The 19,963-nt window shown below is 69.1% G+C and carries 16 protein-coding genes; 6 read left to right on the top strand and 10 right to left on the bottom strand.

What is annotated here, in order from left to right; translation table 11 throughout:
• Window positions 1-1,878: an FAD-dependent monooxygenase gene (locus J0I43_RS09090; protein ID WP_292862324.1), complete on the top strand. Its 1,878-nt coding sequence runs from the start codon at window positions 1-3 to the stop codon at window positions 1,876-1,878.
• Window positions 1,879-1,938: 60 nt separating this feature from the next.
• Here J0I43_RS09090 and J0I43_RS09085 read toward each other — a convergent pair whose 3' ends face one another.
• The 6 genes from J0I43_RS09085 to J0I43_RS09060 form a co-directional block, all read right to left on the bottom strand.
• Window positions 1,939-2,814, bottom strand: coding sequence for a carbohydrate ABC transporter permease (locus tag J0I43_RS09085; RefSeq protein ID WP_292863223.1), 876 nt, complete (start codon window positions 2,812-2,814; stop codon window positions 1,939-1,941).
• Window positions 2,815-2,819: 5 nt separating this feature from the next.
• Window positions 2,820-3,740, bottom strand: coding sequence for a carbohydrate ABC transporter permease (locus J0I43_RS09080; protein WP_292862321.1), 921 nt, complete (start codon window positions 3,738-3,740; stop codon window positions 2,820-2,822).
• Window positions 3,741-3,812: 72 nt separating this feature from the next.
• Window positions 3,813-5,135: an ABC transporter substrate-binding protein gene (locus J0I43_RS09075; RefSeq protein WP_292862318.1), complete on the bottom strand. Its 1,323-nt coding sequence runs from the start codon at window positions 5,133-5,135 to the stop codon at window positions 3,813-3,815.
• 55 nt (window positions 5,136-5,190) lie between these two features.
• A complete protein-coding gene (locus J0I43_RS09070; RefSeq protein ID WP_292862315.1) occupies window positions 5,191-5,883 on the bottom strand; it encodes a PIG-L deacetylase family protein in 693 nt (230 codons plus the stop codon).
• A 13-nt stretch (window positions 5,884-5,896) separates the two neighbouring features.
• Entirely contained in the window at window positions 5,897-6,862 is a 966-nt protein-coding gene (locus tag J0I43_RS09065) for a GNAT family N-acetyltransferase (protein WP_292862312.1), read from the bottom strand.
• 115 nt (window positions 6,863-6,977) lie between these two features.
• A complete protein-coding gene (locus J0I43_RS09060; RefSeq protein WP_292862309.1) occupies window positions 6,978-7,838 on the bottom strand; it encodes a MurR/RpiR family transcriptional regulator in 861 nt (286 codons plus the stop codon).
• A gap of 141 nt (window positions 7,839-7,979) precedes the next feature.
• Between J0I43_RS09060 and J0I43_RS09055 the strand changes: the two genes are divergently transcribed.
• From J0I43_RS09055 to J0I43_RS09045, 3 genes are read left to right on the top strand one after another with little or no spacing between them, the layout of a single operon-like run.
• The gene (locus J0I43_RS09055; RefSeq protein ID WP_292862306.1) at window positions 7,980-8,873 is read left to right on the top strand and encodes an N-acetylglucosamine kinase; all 894 of its coding nucleotides are present in this window, start codon (window positions 7,980-7,982) and stop codon (window positions 8,871-8,873) included.
• On the top strand, window positions 8,863-9,804 hold the full coding sequence (murQ, locus tag J0I43_RS09050) for an N-acetylmuramic acid 6-phosphate etherase (protein WP_292862303.1): 942 nt from the start codon (window positions 8,863-8,865) through the stop codon (window positions 9,802-9,804). Before J0I43_RS09055 ends, murQ begins: the two co-directional genes overlap by 11 nt.
• Complete coding sequence (locus J0I43_RS09045) at window positions 9,801-12,662, top strand: FAD-binding and (Fe-S)-binding domain-containing protein (protein ID WP_292862300.1); 2,862 nt, start codon at window positions 9,801-9,803, stop codon at window positions 12,660-12,662. Before murQ ends, J0I43_RS09045 begins: the two co-directional genes overlap by 4 nt.
• Here J0I43_RS09045 and J0I43_RS09040 read toward each other — a convergent pair.
• On the bottom strand, window positions 12,650-14,425 hold the full coding sequence (locus J0I43_RS09040; RefSeq protein ID WP_292862298.1) for a DEAD/DEAH box helicase: 1,776 nt from the start codon (window positions 14,423-14,425) through the stop codon (window positions 12,650-12,652). The two genes, J0I43_RS09045 and J0I43_RS09040, sit on opposite strands and share 13 nt — an antisense overlap.
• Window positions 14,426-14,577: 152 nt before the next feature.
• Between J0I43_RS09040 and J0I43_RS09035 the strand changes: the two genes are divergently transcribed.
• Window positions 14,578-15,963, top strand: coding sequence for an MFS transporter (locus J0I43_RS09035; RefSeq protein WP_292862295.1), 1,386 nt, complete (start codon window positions 14,578-14,580; stop codon window positions 15,961-15,963).
• Window positions 15,964-15,984: 21 nt separating this feature from the next.
• Here J0I43_RS09035 and J0I43_RS09030 read toward each other — a convergent pair whose 3' ends face one another.
• Together J0I43_RS09030 and J0I43_RS09025 are read right to left on the bottom strand one after the other, a co-directional pair.
• Window positions 15,985-17,646, bottom strand: a complete 1,662-nt coding sequence (locus J0I43_RS09030) for a BCCT family transporter (protein ID WP_292862292.1) — start codon at window positions 17,644-17,646, stop codon at window positions 15,985-15,987.
• A gap of 95 nt (window positions 17,647-17,741) precedes the next feature.
• Window positions 17,742-18,335 carry a MarR family winged helix-turn-helix transcriptional regulator gene (locus tag J0I43_RS09025; RefSeq protein ID WP_292862289.1) on the bottom strand — a complete coding sequence of 198 codons (594 nt, stop codon included), beginning with the start codon at window positions 18,333-18,335 and terminating at the stop codon, window positions 17,742-17,744.
• A 123-nt stretch (window positions 18,336-18,458) separates the two neighbouring features.
• On the opposite strand from J0I43_RS09025, the gene J0I43_RS09020 reads away from it, so the two are divergent.
• The gene (locus tag J0I43_RS09020; protein ID WP_292862286.1) at window positions 18,459-19,184 is read left to right on the top strand and encodes a hypothetical protein; all 726 of its coding nucleotides are present in this window, start codon (window positions 18,459-18,461) and stop codon (window positions 19,182-19,184) included.
• Window positions 19,185-19,304: 120 nt separating this feature from the next.
• On the opposite strand, the gene J0I43_RS09015 is transcribed toward J0I43_RS09020, so the two are convergent.
• The gene (locus tag J0I43_RS09015) at window positions 19,305-19,922 is read right to left on the bottom strand and encodes a metal ABC transporter ATP-binding protein (RefSeq protein ID WP_292862283.1); all 618 of its coding nucleotides are present in this window, start codon (window positions 19,920-19,922) and stop codon (window positions 19,305-19,307) included.
• Window positions 19,923-19,963 lie beyond the last annotated feature (41 nt).

Genomic DNA, 19,963 nt, shown 5'->3' with positions numbered 1-19,963 from the left:
ATGCAGTTCTACCGCGACGGGTACCGGCCCGGCGACCCCGACGTCCTTCCCGCCGCGGTGGTCGACGAGCGCCGCACCGACTCGCCGGATCTCCCCGATGAGATAGACGTGTTGATCGTCGGCGCGGGCCCGGCCGGAACGGTGCTGGCGGCGCAGCTCGCGGCGTTCCCGTCGATCGCCACACGCCTCGTCGAGCGCCGCGAAGGACCGCTCGAGGTCGGCCAGGCGGATGGGGTGGCCTGTCGCACCGTCGAGATGTTCCACGCGTTCGGCCTGGCCGACGCGCTCCTGCGCGAGGCGTACTGGGTCAACGAGGTGCGCTTCTGGGGGCCGTCCGAGGACGATCGATCCCGCATCCAGCGCACCGGTTGGGTGCACGATACCCCCGAGGGCCTCAGCGAGTTCCCGCACGTCATCGTGAACCAGGCGCGCATGCAGCAATACCTCCTCGACCATGCCGCCCGATCGGCGAGTCGGTTCCAGGTGGACTACGGGGTCTCCTTCGCCGGTCTCAGCATCGGCGAGGGCGACCATCCGGTCACCGTCACGCTGCGCCGAGGCGATCGCGACGTGATCGTGCGCGCGCGCTACGTCGTGGGCTGTGACGGCGCGCGCAGCGAGGTGCGCCGCGCCATCGGACGCGCACTGGTCGGCGACTCGGCGAACCACGCGTGGGGCGTCATGGACGTGCTCGCCGTCACCGACTTCCCCGATTGGCGCACGAAGAACATCGTGCAGTCCGACGGCCACGGCAGCCTCCTGATGATCCCGCGCGAAGGCGGCAACATGGTGCGCCTGTACGTCGACCTCGGCGATATACAGGCTGGCGACACGGCGGTGCGCACGACGACGGTCGAGCAGTTGACGGCGGTCGCCAACGGCATCCTGCACCCCTACGCGATCGACGTGCGGTCGGTCGCATGGTCTTCCGTGTACGAAGTCGGTCAACGCGTCACCGACCGCTTCGACGACGTGGCGGATGCGGACGAGGACCGCGAACCCCGCGTGTTCATCGCGGGGGATGCGTGCCACACCCACTCGGCGAAAGCCGGGCAGGGCATGAACGTGTCCATGCAGGACGCGTTCAACCTCGGCTGGAAACTCGCCGCCGTGCTCGAGGGACGCTCGCCGGCCTCGCTGCTGCACACGTACTCGGCCGAGCGTCACGCGATCGCCCGGGATCTCATCGACTTCGACCGACACTGGTCCGCCTTCATCGCCCAGCCGGTAGCCGACGCCGACCACCCCGAGCGCGGCGGTGTGACCGCCGCGCAGATGCAGGAGGAGTTCGCGCGACAAGGTCGCTATACGGCCGGTCTCGCCACGCGGTACTCTCCCTCGGTGCTCACCGGCACCGACGAGCATCAGCACCTGGCCGCGGGGTTCGAGATCGGTACGCGCTTCCACGCCGTCCCCGCCGTCCGCGTCGCCGACGCCCGCCGCATGCACCTCGGCCACACTCATCGCGCCGACGGACGCTGGCGCCTCTACGCCTTCGACGACTCGCAGGGCACAGGCTTGATCGAGCTCGCGCAGTGGCTCGAGCGCGCGCCGGGCTCGCCACTGCGGCGTTTCGGCAGGGCGGATGACGACCTCGACGCCGTCCTCGACGTGCAGGCCATCTTCCGCGGTTCGCACCACGATCTCGACCTCACGAGCCTGCCGGCGGTGCTCCTGCCCCGCACCGGTCCACTCGGACTCCAGGACTGGGAGAAGGTGTGGACTCCCGACCCCGCGAACGACCTGTTCGCGGCCCGCGGCATCCACGCCGACGGCGCGATCGTGCTGGTGCGGCCCGATCAGTACGTCTCCCGCGTGCTGCCGCTGACGGCCAGGGACGAACTGACCGCGGTGTTCGCCGGGTTCCTGGCGGCGTGATCTCGCCGAGGCATCCGTCGATGCGAGGCCACCGAGTCGCGGGGGCTGCGCTCTGAGCGTCTACCCTTTGACGCCGGTCGACGCGATCCCCTGAACGAACACGCGCTGCGTGAGCACGAAGATGATCAGCGTCGGCAAGGATGCCACGAGGGTTCCGGCCAGCACCACGTTTCGGAAGTCAAAACTCATCGTGTAGGCCATGAGACGGTTGACGGTGAGCACCACGGGGTAGAGCTCTTCGGACTTCAAGAGGGTCACCGGCCACAGGAAGTTGTTCCACGCGTAGACGAACATGAACACGGCTAAAGTGACCATCGCGGGCTTGATGAGCGGTACGACGAACTGGAGCACGATCCGTATTTCGCCCGCACCGTCCACGCGCGCGGCTTCGATGATCTCATCGGGGACCCCCAGGATGAACTGCCGCATCAAGAAAATGCCGAACGCGTTGGCGAGCCACGGCAGCATGACACCGATATAGCTGTCTCCGACGCCCATCGCGTTGACCATCGAATACAGCGGCACGAGTGTGACGACGGGCGGCAGGAACATCGTCGCGACGATCGCCCAGAAGATCGCGTCACGCCCACGGAATGAGTGCTTCGCGAAGACGTATCCGGCGAAGACGCTCGTGATCAGCACCGACAGCGTGCTGCCGCCCGCGATGATCACGCTGTTGAGAAGCGACTGCGCGAACGGAACCGCCGTCAGCGCCGTCTCCATCTGGCCGAGCGTCGGATCTGCGGGAAACCACGTCGGCGGAATCTGTGAGAACTCCTGCGGTGTCTTGAACGACGAGATGACGAGCCAGTAAAGAGGAAAGAGCGGCACGACGGCGACCCCGACGAGGATCACGTAGAGCGCGACGCGCTGGATGCGGGGGCGGGCGGGCCGACGGCGGACGGCGGCGAGCTCCGGGATGACTGTCGCGGTCATCTGAGTCACTTTCTTCTCCTCACCACGATGACGGCGATCGCGCCGACGAGTACGACGATCATCAACAGCGACACCGACAGCGCTGCGGCATCGCCCGCCTTGCCGTACTCGAACGCCGCACGTTGGATCTCGTAGGAGAGAACGTTGGTTGCGTTGGCGGGGCCCCCGCGGGTGAGCAGATAGATGGGGTCGAAGACCTGAATCGAGTTGACGACGGTCATGAGGAGCACGAAGAGCAGCGTCGGGCGAAGCAGGGGCACCGTCACCGACCACGTCTGGCGGAAGATGCCGGCTCCGTCGATCTTCGCGGCCTCGTAGAGCTCTTCGGGGATCTGCGTCAGCCCCGCCGTGATGAGGATCACGTAGTAGCCGAGCATCTGCCACACGTTGAAGATGACCACCGAGAAGAGAGCGATGCGCGGGTCGCTCAGCCATCCCGGCGATGGGAGCCCCACCGCCGTGAAGATGGCGGAGAAGGGGCCGTACCCGGGGGCATAGAGATTGCCCCAGACGATCACGACGGCGATGGTCGGAATGACGTAGGTGGCGAACAGCGCCACGCGGACGAAGCCCGCCCCCTTGAGCTTCGGGAAGTACAGCAGCATCGCCACGAGCGCAGCGAGCGGGACCGTGAAGACGACGGACAGGACGACGTAGGCGACCGTGTTCCATATCGCCTGGAGACGGGTCGTGTTGGCCAGGAGCGCCTCATAGTTGCGCAGACCGACGAACTTCCAATCGCCCAGCGCCCGGAACACCGACCAGTCGGTGAAACTGATCACCACCGTGATGATGAGCGGAATCACCGTGAACAGGCCGATCACGAGGATGGTGGGGCTCAGGAACAGGGCCGACCAGAAGCCGACATGCTGTCGGCCGCCCGTGCGTCGGCCCCTGCGGCCGGTCGTGACCGTGACGGTCGCCATGCGGTCTCCTTCGATGTCAAGGTGCGGGGGAAGAGGCACCGAGATGCCCCTTCCCCCGAGCGGGTAGCGAACTCAGCGGGCGGCGGACAGTGCGGCATTCACCGCGGCGTCGGCATCCTTCATCGCCGTGGCAGCGTCCTTCTGGCCGTTCAACAGCGCCTCCAGCTCCGTCTGGAGGGCGGTGGTCGCCTCGGCGACACCGTTGACCGTCGGGAAGGGCGTTGCGGTGGCCTGTGCCTCGACGTATGACGTGAGGAACGGGGTGTTCAGCTCAGCGGCGTGCGCGTCGAGGTCGCTGGTGCGGCTCGGCAGGATGCCCATGCCGATCAGGATGTCGCCCATGGCCGACGAGCCGGCCGCCCCCGAGTCCGGGCCGTTCAGATAGGTGAGGAACTCCCACGCGGCCTTCTGCTTGGCTTCGTCAGCCTTGCTGCTCACGACGTTGGCCCACGTGTACGAGATCGACGACGACACGTCGCCCGACGGACCGACCGGGATCGGTGCGCTGGCGATGTCGGAGAACCCGTCGCCCATCGCCGACTCGAGCGTCCCCTTCCACCAGTTGGCCATCACGATCATGCCGGTGAGGTTCTGCGAGAACGAGTCGAGATACGGACCGGTCGTGTTGGCATCGGCCGTCGACAGCGAGATGTCGGTGAGCCCCTTGTCCACGAGCTCTTCATAGAGGCGCGCGACTTCGAGCGCTTCGGGCGACGTCAAGGCCGATGCGGTGCCGTCTGCATTGAGGAACGATCCGCCGTTGGAGGCGAGCAGCGACAGGAAGGGGTGGACGACGCCGTTGCCCCACGCCGTGATGAAGCCGTACGGGTTCTTCACGCCCGCGCCCTTCAGCGCCGTCGCATCGGCGATGAGGGCATCCCAGTCGGCGGGCGCCTCGCTGATCCCGGCCGCCTGGAAAAGCTCCGTGTTGTAGTTGAGCTGGTAGAGCGCGACCTCGTTCGGCACACCGTAGACGCTGCCTTCGGTGGATGCCGCGGCCGCGAATCCCGCGCCGTAGTTCGCGGTCACGTCAGCGGCGACGTCGGCCGGTGCCGGGCCGACGATCCCATCGGATGCCAGCTGGGGGAGCCAGGCGGTGTAGATGTTGGTGATCGTCGGGCCATCCGGGCCGCTTCCCTGAGTGGCCAGCGTCGAGAGCAGCTGATCGAACGGCACCGACTGAACCTTGATGGTGACATCAGGGTTCTCCGCCGTGAACGCGGCGGCCGCAGCCTCGAGCTGAGCCGTCTGCTCGGGCCCCCAATGGGTGAGGTACGTGATCTCGACGCCGCTGCCGTCACTCGGCGCGGACGAAGTGGTCCCGGCGCAGCCGGCGAGTGATGCGATGGCCACGAGGCCGATTCCGGCAGCGGCGAGCTGGTGTTTCCTGTTCATGGTGGTGCCTTCCTGTGTGAGTGCGATGTGACTGCAGCGAGGGTGAGAGGGGAGATCAGGGGCCCGCGAGGGTGAACTTCTCCGTGCCGGCGGACTTCAGCGCAACGGCCCGCTCGGCTCCCACGAGGCATCCCTTCACCGTCATGAGGGCCGAGTAGTAGTCGATGAACCGGAACCCGTAGGTCTCTCCGCGGGCGAATGCGTGCTCGCTGATGCCTTCGAGCCAGCGGTCGAAGGCATCTGGCGGGATCTCGATGTAGGTGTCGGCCTCGAACCCCTCCATGTCCTCCCAGTTCTCCGCGTGGAGGATCGTGGGCACGGTGTGACGGGGTGCCTCGATCTCCTCGCGCGGAATCGAGGCGAGGAAGACCGCGCGCAGCGCGGCCTGAGCGGCACGCTCGTGATCGCGGTGCATCGACGACAGCCAGTGGGTGATGACGACATCCGGTCGCGCTTCGCGCAGGATGGCGGAGATGTGCTCGGCCACTTCTTCGTCGTCGGGAAGGAACCCGTCGGAGTAGTCGAGCACGTGCAGTTCGGCCCCGATCGCATCTGCGAAGAACTGCGCTTCGTGCAGTTTCTGGGGGCGGTACTCGCTCGGGGTGAGGCGGGGGTGTCCGCGCTCGCCATAGGTGCAGTCGATGATGATGGCGCGCCCTCCTTCGAGAACGACCTTGGCCAGCACGGGGCCGGCCATCAGTTCGGCGTCACCGATGTGACCTCCGATTGCGACGACTGTTCTGCTCATCGGGCTCTTCCTCTCACAGCTCAGCGCTGAGGATGTCGAACGTCCGGGTCGCGATGAACCCGGTCTTTGCGTACAGGCCAGATGCCGTCGATCCCTCGTCGGCCCACAGGAACCACGCCGAGTGGGCGCCGAGGGCGACCATGTTCTGCATCGTCAGGTGCAGGATGACTTTGCCGAGGCCGAGGCCGCGGCTCGACGGCAGGACTCCGAAGGGCCCGAAGCGTTCGATCACCTGTTCGTAGGTGCCGTGCTGCGCCCACCCGATGAGGGCCCCGGCCGGGTCTTTCGCGATGATGATGCGTTCGAGCGGCAGGGAGCCAGCCACCACTCCTTCTCGGATGGCGCGGGCCCAGTCGGAGTTGAACTCTGTGCCGGCGAGCCGGATCAGGGCGACGAGATCGTCCGACGTCGGGTGACCGAGGTACCACCCGGCCTTGCGGAGTTCGGTGATGCGGTCGGCGACGTCGTCGGGAACGGCGTATCCGATGAGGGTGCGGTCCATCGCGCTCGGGTGTTCGAAGCGGGTGAAGCCGAGCGAAGCGAGGAGCGCGGACGCCTGGGGATAGCGGTCGGCGTCGAGCCCGGGGAGCACGTAATTGGGGGTGTAGGCGGAGAACACGACCGTAGACCGATCGTGCATCCGGAGCCAGTCCATGGCCGCAGTGACCAGAGTGCGCCCGAGCCCGCGACCTCGGGCGGAGGGCACGACGAAGAAGAACGGAATCCAGCCTGTGTCGGGTTCGAGATCATCGCCGTCGTGGGCGACGGTGCGCCGCACAGCGTAGGAGGCGCCGACGATCTGGCCGTTCTCTTCCGCGATGAACAGGCCGGTCTCGTCGAAGTTCCGATCGAGCAGGATCACATCGCGCAGACGCGTGGGGGTGATGGCGTCTTGGGGTGCGGCGGCCGTCCACGCGGCAGCCAGATCGTTCAGATCGCCGGCACGAAAGCGCCGGACGAGCGGACCTGCTGAGCTCACGAAAGCCCTCTCTGATCAAGGTTGTGTTCGGGTGAGCCCCATTCTGACAAGAATGTTCAGAGATTGCGAGTTGAACGGAGAAGTTTTACATGCCCGTTACCAACAGAGCCGTTCCTCAGGGTCGGCCGGAGCCGTGCGTCGCGGCGCGCGTCACCCGCAGCGCCTCGAGCGTCTGCTGATAGCGACCCTGTGCGATCGCGGTGAACAGACAGTCCACGAGCGCCAGTTGCGCAATGCGACTGACCATCGCCCCGGCCCGGAAGTCGGTCTCACGGGCTTGCGTCGTCAGCACGATCCCCACGTTCTGTCCGAGCGTCGAATCACGCACGCTCGTGACGCCCACGGTCGAACCCGCCGCATCACGAGCGATCTGGACGAACCGGTTGGTCTCGGGGGTCTCGCCGCGGTGCGAGAAGGCGATGGCGACCGTCCCCGGGTGCGGGAGTGCGGCACAGGCCCATGCCTCGTGCGGATCGCTGAGCACGACGGCGGGGCGGCCGATGCGCAGGAGTTTATGGCCGAGGTCCGCAGCGATGAACTGACTCGCCCCGACGCCATACAGCAGAATGCGGTCCGACTCGCTGATGAGCGACGCGGCACGACCGAGGTCGTCGACGTCGAGCGCCGCGAGCGTCTCCTCGATGGCGAGAATCTCACGGGAGCGAATCTTCGCGACGATGTCGCTGAGTGAGTCCGCATCGGTGATGTCAGAGCCGAAGCTCATCCCGTCGCCGAACTGCGCGCGCTCCTTGCCCATCTCGGAGGCGAGCGCCATACGGAGCTGCGCATAGCCGGAGAGGCCTATCGAACGGCAGAACCGCACGACGGAGGCGACGGAGGTGTTGCACAGCCCAGCCAGTTCGTTGATGGTGTTGTCGACGACGGCCGCCGGGTTGGCGCGAATGAACTCAGCTACCCGCGCGAGCGACGGCGAGAGCGTGCCCGCCGTCGCGTCGATCGTGGATTGTATGCTCATGGTTCCTCCCGCCCCAGTATGTCGCCAGAGCGCGCAAGGCCGCGAAGCGCACCGTCACTTCTGGCAATGAATTACGCAAAAGGATAGTTCAATGTAGAGTTCTTACGAACTTCCGAGCATCCCTTGAGCAGGAGGCCCTCCATGACGGTACGCACGGTCTTCCTCGCCGACATCGGCAAGTCCACGACGCGCGTCGCCCTCGCCCACAACGGCGTCATCGGGACCGTACTGTCGGGCCCCGGGACTCCCGGCCTGGCCGAGAGCGGTGGGGCGAGAGCCGCGCAGGCGCGGATCGACGCCCTCGCACCCGGGCTCGGGTCCGATGCCTTCCACGCGGTCTCGGTCGGAACCGCTGGGGCGCTCAGCGCTCCGGAGGCCGCAGAAGAGCTCGCCCGCCTGCTCGCGGATCGGTGGTCGACGCCGGCCAGCGTCACCTCCGATGTCGTCGCAGCCCATGTCGGAGCGCTCGACGGAGAGGTCGGCACCGTCCTCATCGCCGGCACCGGCGCCGTGGCACTGGGGGTGCGTGACGACGGCGGCTTTCACCTCGCCGACGGGCTCGGGCCCGAGCTCGGCGACCACGGCAGCGGATACTGGATCGGCCGCGCGGGACTTCGGTCGGCGCTTCGCGCGGGCTCGGAGACGATGCTCGCTGCGCATGCCCTCGAGCACCTCGAGCACCTCGATGCCCCTCGATGGCTGGCGCAGCAGGAGCATCCCCTTGCCGCGGTCGCGCGCTTCGCGCCCGTCGTGCTCGACTGCGCCCGCACCGGCGACGATGTCGCCCGGCGCATCTGCGACGCGGCCATCCGCGAGCTGACCGCGACGACCCGCGACGCGTCGAGTGACGGCGACAGGGTGAGCGTCCTCGGCGGACTCGCCTCACACGCGTGGTTCGCGAACCGGCTGCGAGAGTCGCTCGCCCAGGCCGGATTGCGACCCGAGGGCGCGCGCGGATCTGCGATGGACGGCGCACTCCTCATCGCCGATCGCGCCACCCTCCCCCACGAAAGGCTCATCCATCGTGTCCTCTGATTCCCCCTCGCTGCGCGCGATCATCTCCGAGCTCGAATCGCTCACGACGGAGTCGATGCTGGTCGACCGCGCCGACCTCGACACTCTCGCGACGCGCGATCTCGTCGATGCGATGAACCTCGAGGACACCCGCGTGCCCGCCGCGGTCGCTGCAGCCGGCGACGACATCGCGCGCGCCGTCGACGGCATCGCCGACCGGCTGCGCCGAGGCGGCCGCCTGATCTACCTCGGCGCCGGTACCGCGGGGCGCGTCGGCGTGCTCGATGCAAGCGAATGCCCCCCGACGTTCGGCACGTCACCCGACCTCGTCGTGGGCTTGGTCGCGGGGGGCCCCGGGGCCATCCAGACTGCCGTCGAGGGTGCAGAGGATGACCCCGACGGCTCCGCCGCGGACTTCGATCGTCTTGCGGTCGGACCCATGGATGTCGTGGTCGGGATATCTGCCTCCGGCCGCACCCCGTACGTCACCGGCGCACTCGACCGCGCCCGCGCCCGCGGCGCTCTGGCGATCTCGGTGGCCGCCAATGCGGACTCGGTGATCAGCAGGCATGCTGACGTCGCGATCGAGACGGTGGTCGGTCCGGAGTTCGTGTCGGGGTCGACACGGCTGAAGGCAGGCACCGCCCAAAAGCTCGTCCTCAACATGCTCTCGACCCTCAGCATGATCAAGCTCGGCAAGACCTATCACGGCGTCATGGTCGACCTGCAAGCGACCAACGAGAAGCTCCACGCGCGCTCCGTTCGGACGGTCGCCACGATCACCGGGTGCGACTACGCCACGGCCGCTGATGCCCTGACGGCCGTGGGGGGTGGGGTGAAGCCGGCCATCCTGACGATCCTGACCGGGATGCCGCCGGCCGACACGACTGCTGCGCTGGATGACGCGCAGGGCATCTTGCGCGTGGCGATCGGCAAGGCCCAGGCACGGTGACGACCCCGTCGACCACCGTGCCCGCTGGATCGATTGCGCCCGCGGTCGCAGCGGCGGTGGCGGACGCATCCCGCATCAAGACCCGTGCGATCGACCGCGTCGCCTATGCAAGCGACGCCTCACACTTTCTGCTGACGCCGCGCGCCGTCGTCGTCGCGGAAGATGCGGCGGAGGTCGCCGCCGTGCTCCGGGCGGCGAGTGCGGCCGGCTCGCGCGTCACGTTCCGATCGGGCGGCACGAGCCTGTCGGGACAGGCATCGGGTGACGACCTCCTCATCGACACGCGCCGCGGGTTCCGCCGGATCGACGTGCTGGACGGCGGGATGCGCGTGCGTGTGCAGCCCGGGGCGACCGTGCGACAGGTCAATGCGCGCCTCCTCCGCCACAGCCGCCGCCTCGGACCCGACCCCGCGAGCGAAGTCGCCTGCACGATCGGCGGTGTGGTCGCGAACAACTCGAGCGGCATGGCGTGCGGTATCACGGAGAACACGTACCGGACGCTCGAGTCGATGGTCATCGTGCTTCCGAGCGGTACGACGATCGATACGGGTGACCCCGACGCCGACACCCACCTGCGCGACCGCGAGCCCGACCTCTTCGAGGGCCTCGTGCGCCTGCAGCGCCGCGTGCGGTCGAACCCGCAGTCGGTCGCGCTGATCGAAAGCCAGTTCGCCATGAAGAACACGATGGGCTACGGCATCAACGCGCTGCTCGACTTCGACTCCCCCGTTCACGCACTCGCGCACCTCGTCATCGGCAGCGAGGGGACTCTCGCGTTCGTCGCCGAGGCGACCTTTCGGACGGTGCCGATCAAGCCCAAGACCACCACGGCGCTCGCCGTGTTCCCGACCCTGGACGACGCGACGCGGGCACTCCCGGCACTCGTGGCGACGGATGCCGCGACCCTCGAGCTCATGGATGCCACGAGCATCCGCGTCGGCCAGTCGTTCGCCGATGCCCCGGCGCAGATCCTCGGATTCTCCCCCGCGACGGAGGCGGCACTGCTCATCGAGTACCACGCGACGGGGGATGACGAACTCGCAGCGCTCGCGGCGCGCGGCGCGGACGTCCTGGGCAGCATCGCGCTCCGCGCTCCCGCGGTCTTCTCGTCCGAGGTCAAGGCGCGCGCGACGGCATGGAAGCTCCGGAAGGGCCTCTACACATCGGTCGCAGGGGCGCGGCCCTCCGGAACGACGGCGCTCCTCGAAGACATCGTCGTGCCGGTCCCCTCGCTCGCATCGACGTGCGACGGGCTTCAGCTGCTCTTCGAGAGGTACGGCTACCGCGACTCCGTCATCTTCGGCCACGCGAAGGACGGCAACATCCACTTCATGCTCACCGACCGCTTCGAGGGCGCCGAGGCGATGGCCCGCTTCTCGGGCTTCACGGAGGAGATGGTCGATCTCGTGCTCGGTGCGGGCGGCAACCTCAAAGCCGAGCACGGCACCGGGCGCGTCATGGCGCCATTCGTACGGCGTCAGTACGGCGACGAGCTGTACGGCGTCATGCGCGAGCTGAAGCGGCTGTGCGACCCGACCGGCATCCTCAACCCGGGCGTCATCATCGGCGATGATCCGCATGCGCACCTCCGTGACTTCACGCGCGCCGAGCCCATCGAGGCCGAGGCAGATCGGTGCGTGGAGTGCGGATACTGCGAGCCCGTGTGCCCCTCGAAGGACCTGACCCTCACACCGCGCCAGCGCATCGTCGTGCGACGCGCAACGGCACGGGCCGAGGCATCCGGAGACCACGCCCTCGCGCGCGAGCTCGACCGCGACTACGACTACGCGGGCATCGACACGTGCGCCGTCGACGGGATGTGCGCGACGGCATGCCCCGTGCTCATCGACACGGGTTCGCTCATCAAGCGCCTGCGCCGCGAAGAGGCGAACCCCGTGCTCGCGGCCGGGTGGAAGGCCGCTGCGAAGGTCTGGGGACCCATGACCCGGGTCGGGTCAGTCGCGCTGACGGCCGCCGATGCCATGCCAGCGCGCCTCGTGACGGCGGCGACGACGGCGGGGCGCGCACTTCTCGGTGCGGATACGGTGCCGGCGTACGCCGCAGATCTGCCGGGCGGAGGGCCCGCCAGGCGCGGACGGGCGGGCCGGCTCGGCGCGGGCGCTCGCGCTCCGATCGCGGTGTACCTGCCTGCGTGCGTCAACAGCATGTTCGGCGCGGCGGGTGACGGCATCGGCGTGACTGCGGCGTTCACACGACTCCTCGAACGCGCGGGCATCAGCGTCGTCGTGCCCGAGGGCATAGAGACGCTGTGCTGCTCGACGCCCTGGACGTCGAAGGGCTACGCGGCGGGCCGCGACGTCATGGTGCGGCGAGTCGTCGACTCCGTGCGCGGTGCTTCGCGGAACGGCGAGCTCGTCATCGTGAGCGACGGCGCGAGCTGCACCGAGGGCTTCGCGCATATCTTCGACGACGCGGGGCTCGCCTACCGCACAGAAGACGCCGTCGACTTCGTCGCGCGCGAGGTGTTGCCCGTTCTCGGCGACATCTCACCCATCGTCGACACTCTCGTCCTGCATCCGACCTGTTCGTCGACGCAGATGGGGCTGAACCCGGCACTTCATGCGGTCGGAGACGCCGTCGCCCACGAGGTGAGGGTCCCGGATGCCTGGGGATGCTGCGGTTTCGCCGGTGACCGCGGGATGCTGCACCCCGAACTCACGGCATCGGCGACCGCCGCTGAAGCCGCCGAAGTGCGTGCCCTCGACGCCGATGGTCACGCTTCCTGCAATCGCACGTGCGAACTCGGCATGACGCGGGCGACCGGGAAGGAGTATCGTCACGTGCTCGAACTGCTCGAGGAGGCCACGCGCTCCCTGCCCGCCCCTCAGTCGCGGTAGCGACGCTCGGGGCGCTTCGCGGAGCGCTGGAAGCGATCGGGCTTGATCTCGATCAGACGGCCCGAGATGCGCGTGTTCGCCAGGCGGTCGAGCGTTCCGCGCGGCAGGTCGGCGGGAAGCTCCACGAGCGAGAAGTCCGGGCGGATCTGGATCGCGCCGAAGTCCTCGCGGCGGAAGCCGCCCTCGTTGGCGAGCGCGCCGACGATCTGGCGCGGCTCGACCTTGTGCCGCCGCCCGACCTCGATCCGGTACGTCGCCGTCGCGCCGTCGCGACGCTCACGGCGCGGCCGGTCGCCGCGGTCGCCCTGTTCGCGGTCCCGGCCGCGGTCCCGGTCGAACCGGTCACGTTCTCGGCGCGCGGGCTCGTCGTCCGCGGCATCCAGCAGCAGCGGCGTCTCGCCCTGCGCGACGACGGCGAGCGCGGCGGCGACGTCCGCCTCGGGCACGTCGTGGTGGCGGACGTAGTGGTTGATGATGTCGCGGAAGCGGTCGATGCGCTCGGTCTCGGACAGCGCCGCCGTGATGGCGTCGTCGAAACGGGTGAGGCGCGTCGCGTTGACGTCGTCGGCGCTCGGCAGCGTCATCTCGGTGAGCGGCTGACGCGTCGCCTTCTCGATGGATGCCAGCATGCGACGCTCGCGCGGCGTCACGAAGCTGATCGCGTCACCCGTGCGTCCCGCGCGACCGGTACGGCCGATCCGGTGGACATACGACTCGGTGTCGATCGGCAGGTCGAAGTTGACGACGTGGCTGATCCGCTCGACATCCAGCCCGCGCGCGGCGACGTCGGTGGCGACGAGGATGTCGAGTTTGCCGTCCTTCAACTGGTTCACCGTGCGCTCGCGCTGGGCCTGCGCGATGTCACCGTTGATCGCGGCGGCGGTGTACCCGCGGGCGCGGAGCTTCTCCGCGAGGGTCTCGGTCTCGTTCTTGGTGCGGGTGAAGACGATCATCCCCTCGAAGGGCTCGACCTCGAGGATGCGGGTGAGCGCGTCGACCTTCTGCGGATACGACACGACGAGGTAGCGCTGCGTGATGTTCGTCGCGGTCGAGGTCTTCGCCTTGACGTTGATCTCGTCGGGGTCCTTCAGGTAGGTGCCGGCGAGGCGCCGGATCTGCGCCGGCATCGTCGCCGAGAAGAGCGCGACCTGCTTGTCGTCGGGGGTCTCGGCGAGGATCGTCTCGACGTCCTCGGCGAAGCCCATGCGCAGCATCTCGTCGGCCTCGTCGAGGACGAGGTAGCGGAGCTCCGACAGGTCGAGGGTGCCCTTGTCGAGGTGGTCCATGATGCGCCCCGGCGTGCCGACGACGATGTGCACGCCGCGCCGCAGCGCCGAGAGCTGCTGGCCGTACCCCTGTCCGCCGTAGACGGGGAGGACATGCACGCCGCGCAGGTGCGCGGCGTACGACTCGAATGCCTCGCACACCTGCAGGGCGAGTTCGCGGGTCGGCGCGAGCACGAGCGCCTGGGGCGTCTTCTGCGACAGGTCGAGGCGCGACAGGATCGGCAGCGCGAACGCGGCCGTCTTGCCCGTGCCGGTCTGCGCGGTGCCGAGCACGTCGCGACCCGCGAGCAGCGGAGGGATCGTCGCCGCCTGGATCGCAGACGGCGTCTCGTAGCCGACGTCCTTCAACGCCTTCAGGACGGGGGCGTCGAGTCCCAGGTCGGCGAAAGAGGGGGTGGATGCCGCCTCCGCCGCGTCAGCGGGTTCGGCCGCAGCAGACGTCACTTCGGCAGAGGAGGGTGCAATGTCGGATGCCATGTGACCACGGTATCCGTCCGCGCGGTCATAGTCTGAGGACGCACCGTGACGGCGTCGTCACTCTCTGTTCATCGAAGGGCTTCAGCATGACCGACATGGACCCCGCCTCCGCCCCGCGATCCACGCCGAGATCCGCCCCTCAGACGCCCCCGATGCCTGCCGACACGCGAGCGCTCGGCGCGATCGGCGAGGTGTTCCAGGACTCGGGCGACGAGCGGCACGTGCCGCGCCGCGAGGTCCGCTCGTGGGCGATGTGGGACTGGGCGACGCAGCCGTTCAACTCCGTCATCCTGACCTTCGTCTTCGTGTCGCTGTATCTCGTCTCGGACAGCTTCCTGCCGGCCGACATCGCCGCCCTCGCCGACAAGGATCCGGTCAAGGAGCGCGCTCTCGCCGACCTCTCGAGCGGCTACGGCCTGATCTCGACGCTCGCCGGCATCCTGATCCTGCTCGTCGCCCCGGTCCTCGGCCAGCTCGCCGACCGGGCCGGGCGCAAGAAGCGCTGGCTGCTCGTGACGACGGTGCTCCTCGCTCTCATCCAGTTCAGTCTCTTCTTCGTCTTCGCCGACCCGATGTACTTCTGGTACGGCGCGATCATGGTCTCGATCGGCGCCGTCGTCTCCGAGATCGCCGGCGTCAACTACAACGCGCTCCTCGTCAGCGTCTCGACGCCGCGCACCGTCGGCCGCGTGAGCGGCCTCGGCTGGGGGCTCGGCTACATCGGCGGCATCCTCGCGCTCGGCCTCGTGGTCGCACTGACCTTCGCCGACTGGTTCGGCATGGACACCAGCGGCGGCCTCGCCTACCGGCTCATCGCGGTCGGGTGCGGCGTGTGGACGATCGTCTTCTCGATCCCGCTCTTCCTGAACGTCCCGGAGCCGCCGGCGCGTGACGGCGGCACGCGGCGCGTCAGCTTCTTCGGCGCGTATCGCGAGCTCGTCCGCGACATCGCGCGCCTGCGGCGCGAGCACCGCTCGACGTTCTGGTTCCTCGTCGCCAGCGCCGTCTACCGCGACGGGCTCGCGGGCGTCTTCGCGTTCGGCGGCGTGCTGGCAGCCGTCGCCTTCGGGTTCACGCCCAACGAGGTCATGATCTTCGGCATCGTCGCGAACCTCGTCGCGGGCGTGTCGACGGTGATCGCCGGGCGCCTCGACGACCGCTTCGGCGCGCGGGCGGTCATCGTGACCTCGCTCACCGGACTCGTGGTGATCGCTCTCGCCGTCTTCCTCCTGCACGACGGCGGCAAGGCGCCGTTCTGGGTCGGCGGCCTCATCCTGTGCGCGTTCGTGGGGCCCGCGCAGGCGGCATCCCGCTCGCTGCTCGCACGAGTCACGCCGGTGGGCATGCAGGGCGAGATCTTCGGCCTCTACGCCACGACGGGCCGCGTCGCGAGCTTCATCTCGCCCGCCATGTGGACCCTGTTCATCGTCGCGTTCGGCGCGACCTACTGGGGCATCCTCGGCATTGCGATCGTGCTGCTCGCGGGTCTCGTGCTGCTGCTGTTCGTTCGCCTGCCGAAGCACGTGCGCCGAGACTGACGCGCGCCGGCCGAGGGCTCGTCAGGACGGGGGACGCCGCCGCGCGCGCCACCACCCCGGCATCCGTACGCCCTGCTCGTTGCCGGTCTCGACGTCGAGACCGTAGTGCTCGCCGACGTAGTCGACGAGCTGCGCGCGCTCCGCACGGTCGTAGACGCGGCGCTCGCGGCGGAACGCGATGATCGTCGCCCAGCAGATGAGGAGCATGACGACGCTGAACGGCAACGCGATCGTGATCGCCGCCGTCTGCAGCGCGGAGAGTCCGCCTGCGACCAGCAGCGCGACCGCGAGCACGGCCGTGGCGAGAGTGAAGAACACGCGGATCCAGCGCTTCGGCTCGGCGTCGCCGCCGGTCGCGATCATTCCCATCACGAGGGCGCCCGAATCGGCGGACGTCACGAAGAAGATGCCGATCAGCACGATCGCGCCGATCGTGAGCACCTGCGTCGCGGGGAGATGCTGGAACAGCTGGAACAGGGCGCCCTGCAGATCGACCGACCCGTCGGCGGCGAGCATCGAGCCGGGGCTCTGGACCTCCTGGTACAGCGCCGAACCGCCGAGCACCGCGAACCACAGGATCCCGACGAGCGTCGGCACGACGAGAACGCCCAGCACGAACTGGCGCACCGTGCGCCCCTTGCTCACGCGCGCGATGAAGATGCCGACGAAGGGCGCCCACGAGATCCACCAGCCCCAGTAGAACGACGTCCACGCCGCCTGCCACTGCTCGCCGGCCTCGCCCTGGAACGCGCTCACGGTGAAGCTCAGTCCCACGAAGTTCTGCAAGTACGCGCCGATCGACTGCACCCACTCGCGCAGCAGGTACTCGGTGTGGCCCGCGAACAGGATGAAGACGAGAAGCACCGCGGCGAGGATCAGGTTGATGCTCGACAGCCACTTCATGCCCTTGGCCACGCCGGACAGCACGGAGAAGAGCACGACGACCGTGATGACCGCGATGATGACGATCTGCATGAGCGTGTCCGGCGTGCCGAAGCCTGCGGCATCCAGCCCCGCCCCGATCTGCAGGACGCCGAGTCCGAGGGAGGTCGCGACGCCGAACACGGTGCCGACGAGAGCGAGCGCGTCGATGACGTTGCCCCATGTGCCGCGTACGCGCTTGCCGAGGAGCGGCTCGAGCGCCCAGCGGATCGACACCGGTCGGCGCCGACGGTGGATCGCGTACGCGAGGGCGACGCCGATGACGACGTAGATCGCCCAGGCCTGCACACCCCAGTGCAGGTACGTCTGGATGAGTGCGCTCTGCGCGAGCTGCGCCTCGGTGCCGGTGACGCCGGGGCGCGGCGAGATGAAATGGCTGAGCGGCTCGCTCACGCCGTAGAAGACCAAGCCGATGCCCATGCCCGCAGCGAACAGCAGCGAGAACCAGGCGCCCGTGGAGAAGTCCGGCTCGTCGTCGTCCTTGCCGAGACGGATGTCGCCGAACCGGCTGAAGCCGAGCACCAGCACGAACGCGACGAAGAACGCGGCGATCAGCACGTAGTACCAGTTGAAGGTACGCACGATCGTCGCCTGGATCGCCGCGAAGGTCTGCTCGGCGACGTCCGGCACGACGATCGCGAAGGCCGCGACACCCGCGATGACGACGGCGGCGGGCCAGAAGACCCAGCGGGCGAGAGGGCGAGAGGCCAGCGGGTCGGCGGCCGGAGTCGACACGGTCATGCCTTCCACGGTAGCGAAGCGGCGCGGCGAGGGGTCCCGGGATGCCGGGGCTTGCGCAGCGGCATCCGGATGTGCCTAGGAGGCGAACCGGCCGGTCAGCGGTGTTCGGGCCAGGCGTCGGCGAGCTTCGCAAGAAGGCGGGCGAGTTCCGCGCGCTCGTCGACGGTGAAGTCCTGGAGCGCTTGCGACAGGTGCTCTCGACGCTGGCCCCGGAACCCGCGCGCGACGCGCGCGCCGTCGTCGGTCAGCGCAATGCGCGTGCGACGCGCATCGTCCGGATCGGCCTCGCGACGCACGAGCCCGAGGTCGACGGCTTGCTGAACGAGCCGCGAGGCGCGCGGCTGGTCGACGCCGATCGCCTCGCCGAGCTCGCTGACCGACAGAGGGTGGGATGCCGCGGCCAGCGCCTCGAGCAGACGCAGGCGTGCGGGGCCTCCGATGCGCGCGCCCGGGCCGCCGGGGAAGCCATGGCCGGCGCCGCGCTCGCCGCGCTCGGCGCGCTCGGCGCGGAGCCATTCGTGACCAGGATGACCGTGTCCGCCGAACGGGCCCGCGCCGCGGCCACTCGGACCGCCCGGACCACCGGGACCACCCGGGCCACCCGGGCCGAAACGCCCGGGACCGCGGCCACGGAGGCGCGCCAGGGCGGCGGCTATGGCGTCGAGCTCGGCGGGAGTCGGGTCGGTCATGGCATCCAATTTACATGTGACTTGACATGCTTCGGAAATACATGTCATACTTCATGTACATGCACTATGACATGTACCGCGGCTCACCCGAGCCGCCCACGACTTCAACGAAAGGACTCCCTCATGGAGAACTCACCTGACACCACCCCCGCCCGCCCGTTCGGATACTGGCTGCGCGCCGCCGACCGCCTGCTCGCCCGCGAGTTCGCGTCCGCGTTCGAGCAGGACGGCGCAAGCCGTCGCGACTGGCGCCTGCTCAGCCTTCTCGCCGGAGACGCGTCGTCTCCGGCGCTGCGCGCTCGTCTCGAGCACCGCGGCGGCAAGAAGCTCCGCGGACTCATCGAACGCGGCTGGGTCGCCGAGACCGACGGCGCCTGGACGCTGACCGACGAGGGACGCGCGGCCCACGCGCGCCTCGCCGAAGCGGCGGGCGACATCCGCGCCCGCGTCTCCGGCGCGGTCTCGCCGGAGGACTTCGCGACCACCCTCGCAAGCCTCGAGGCGATCGCGATCGAGTTGGGCTGGAACCCCGACGAGCGGATGCCGCGCGGTCCGCGCGGTCGCCGGGGCTTCGGCCCCGGTCGCCGTGGCCCGGCCTTCGGACCCGCGTTCGGACCCGGGCTCCGCCCGGGGTTCGGCCCGGGTCACCACCGCGGCTTCGGCCCCGATCAGTCCGCCGACGGCGGCTGCGGCGGGGACCACCACGGTCACGCCGGCCACGCCGGTCATCGCGGGCACCGGGGCGGCCACCACGGCCACCACGGCCACGCCGGGCGCGCCGCCGAGACCGCTTACGAGCGCGGCTTCGACGCCGGGTTCCAGCGCGGCGCCACCACGCGCGACGCCTGATCCGCGTCGAGCGGGCACCCCGGCATCCGGCCGACGCCCCGAGAACGCACGACAGCACCGCTTCCCACCCGGGAGCGGTGCTGTCGTGCGTTCTCGGCCGGAGTGGGCGCCGCGTGCCGATCAGGCGACGCGAATCCCGCCCTCGAGACGGACCACGCGATCGGCGCCGGCGATCGCGTCGCCGTCGTGCGAGACGCATGCGACGACGGCCCCGCGGGCCGCCTCTTCCGCGAGGATCCGCTGCATGCGGTCGACACTCGTCGCATCGAGGCCCGCGGCGGGTTCGTCGAGCAGCAGGATGCCGGGGCGCCGCACGATCCCCTGAGCGAGGAAGACGCGCTGGCGCTGCCCACCGGACAGCGCTAGCAGCGGACGGCTCGCGACCTCCCGCATGCCGACGCGGTCGAGCGCCTCGGCCACGGCGGCCCGCGCGGCGGAGCGGGGCATCCGGGCGCCACGCTTCCACGTCCCCATGGCGACCACGTCGGCGGCGCTCACCGGGAGCTCCGCCGGGGCGGCGGGGCGCTGTACGACGAGCGCCAGATCCCCGCGGCGCTGGATCTCGCCGCGGCGCGGTCGGCGCACTCCGGCGAGGAGCTCGATGAGGGTCGACTTGCCGGAGCCGTTCGGACCGGCGATCGCGACGACCTCGCCCGGCAGAAGCTCGACGCTGACATCGTGCAGTACGTCGACGCCGTCGTAGGCGAAGCAGAGATCACGGGTCGTCAGAGCGGGCATCACGCGCACGAGTGTAGCAATTGATAATCGTTATCGTTTAT

The sequence above is a fragment of the Microbacterium sp. genome (assembly GCF_017305435.1).
Taxonomy (GTDB): Bacteria; Actinomycetota; Actinomycetes; order Actinomycetales; family Microbacteriaceae; genus Microbacterium.
This window is presented reverse-complemented; position numbering and strand designations above follow the sequence as displayed.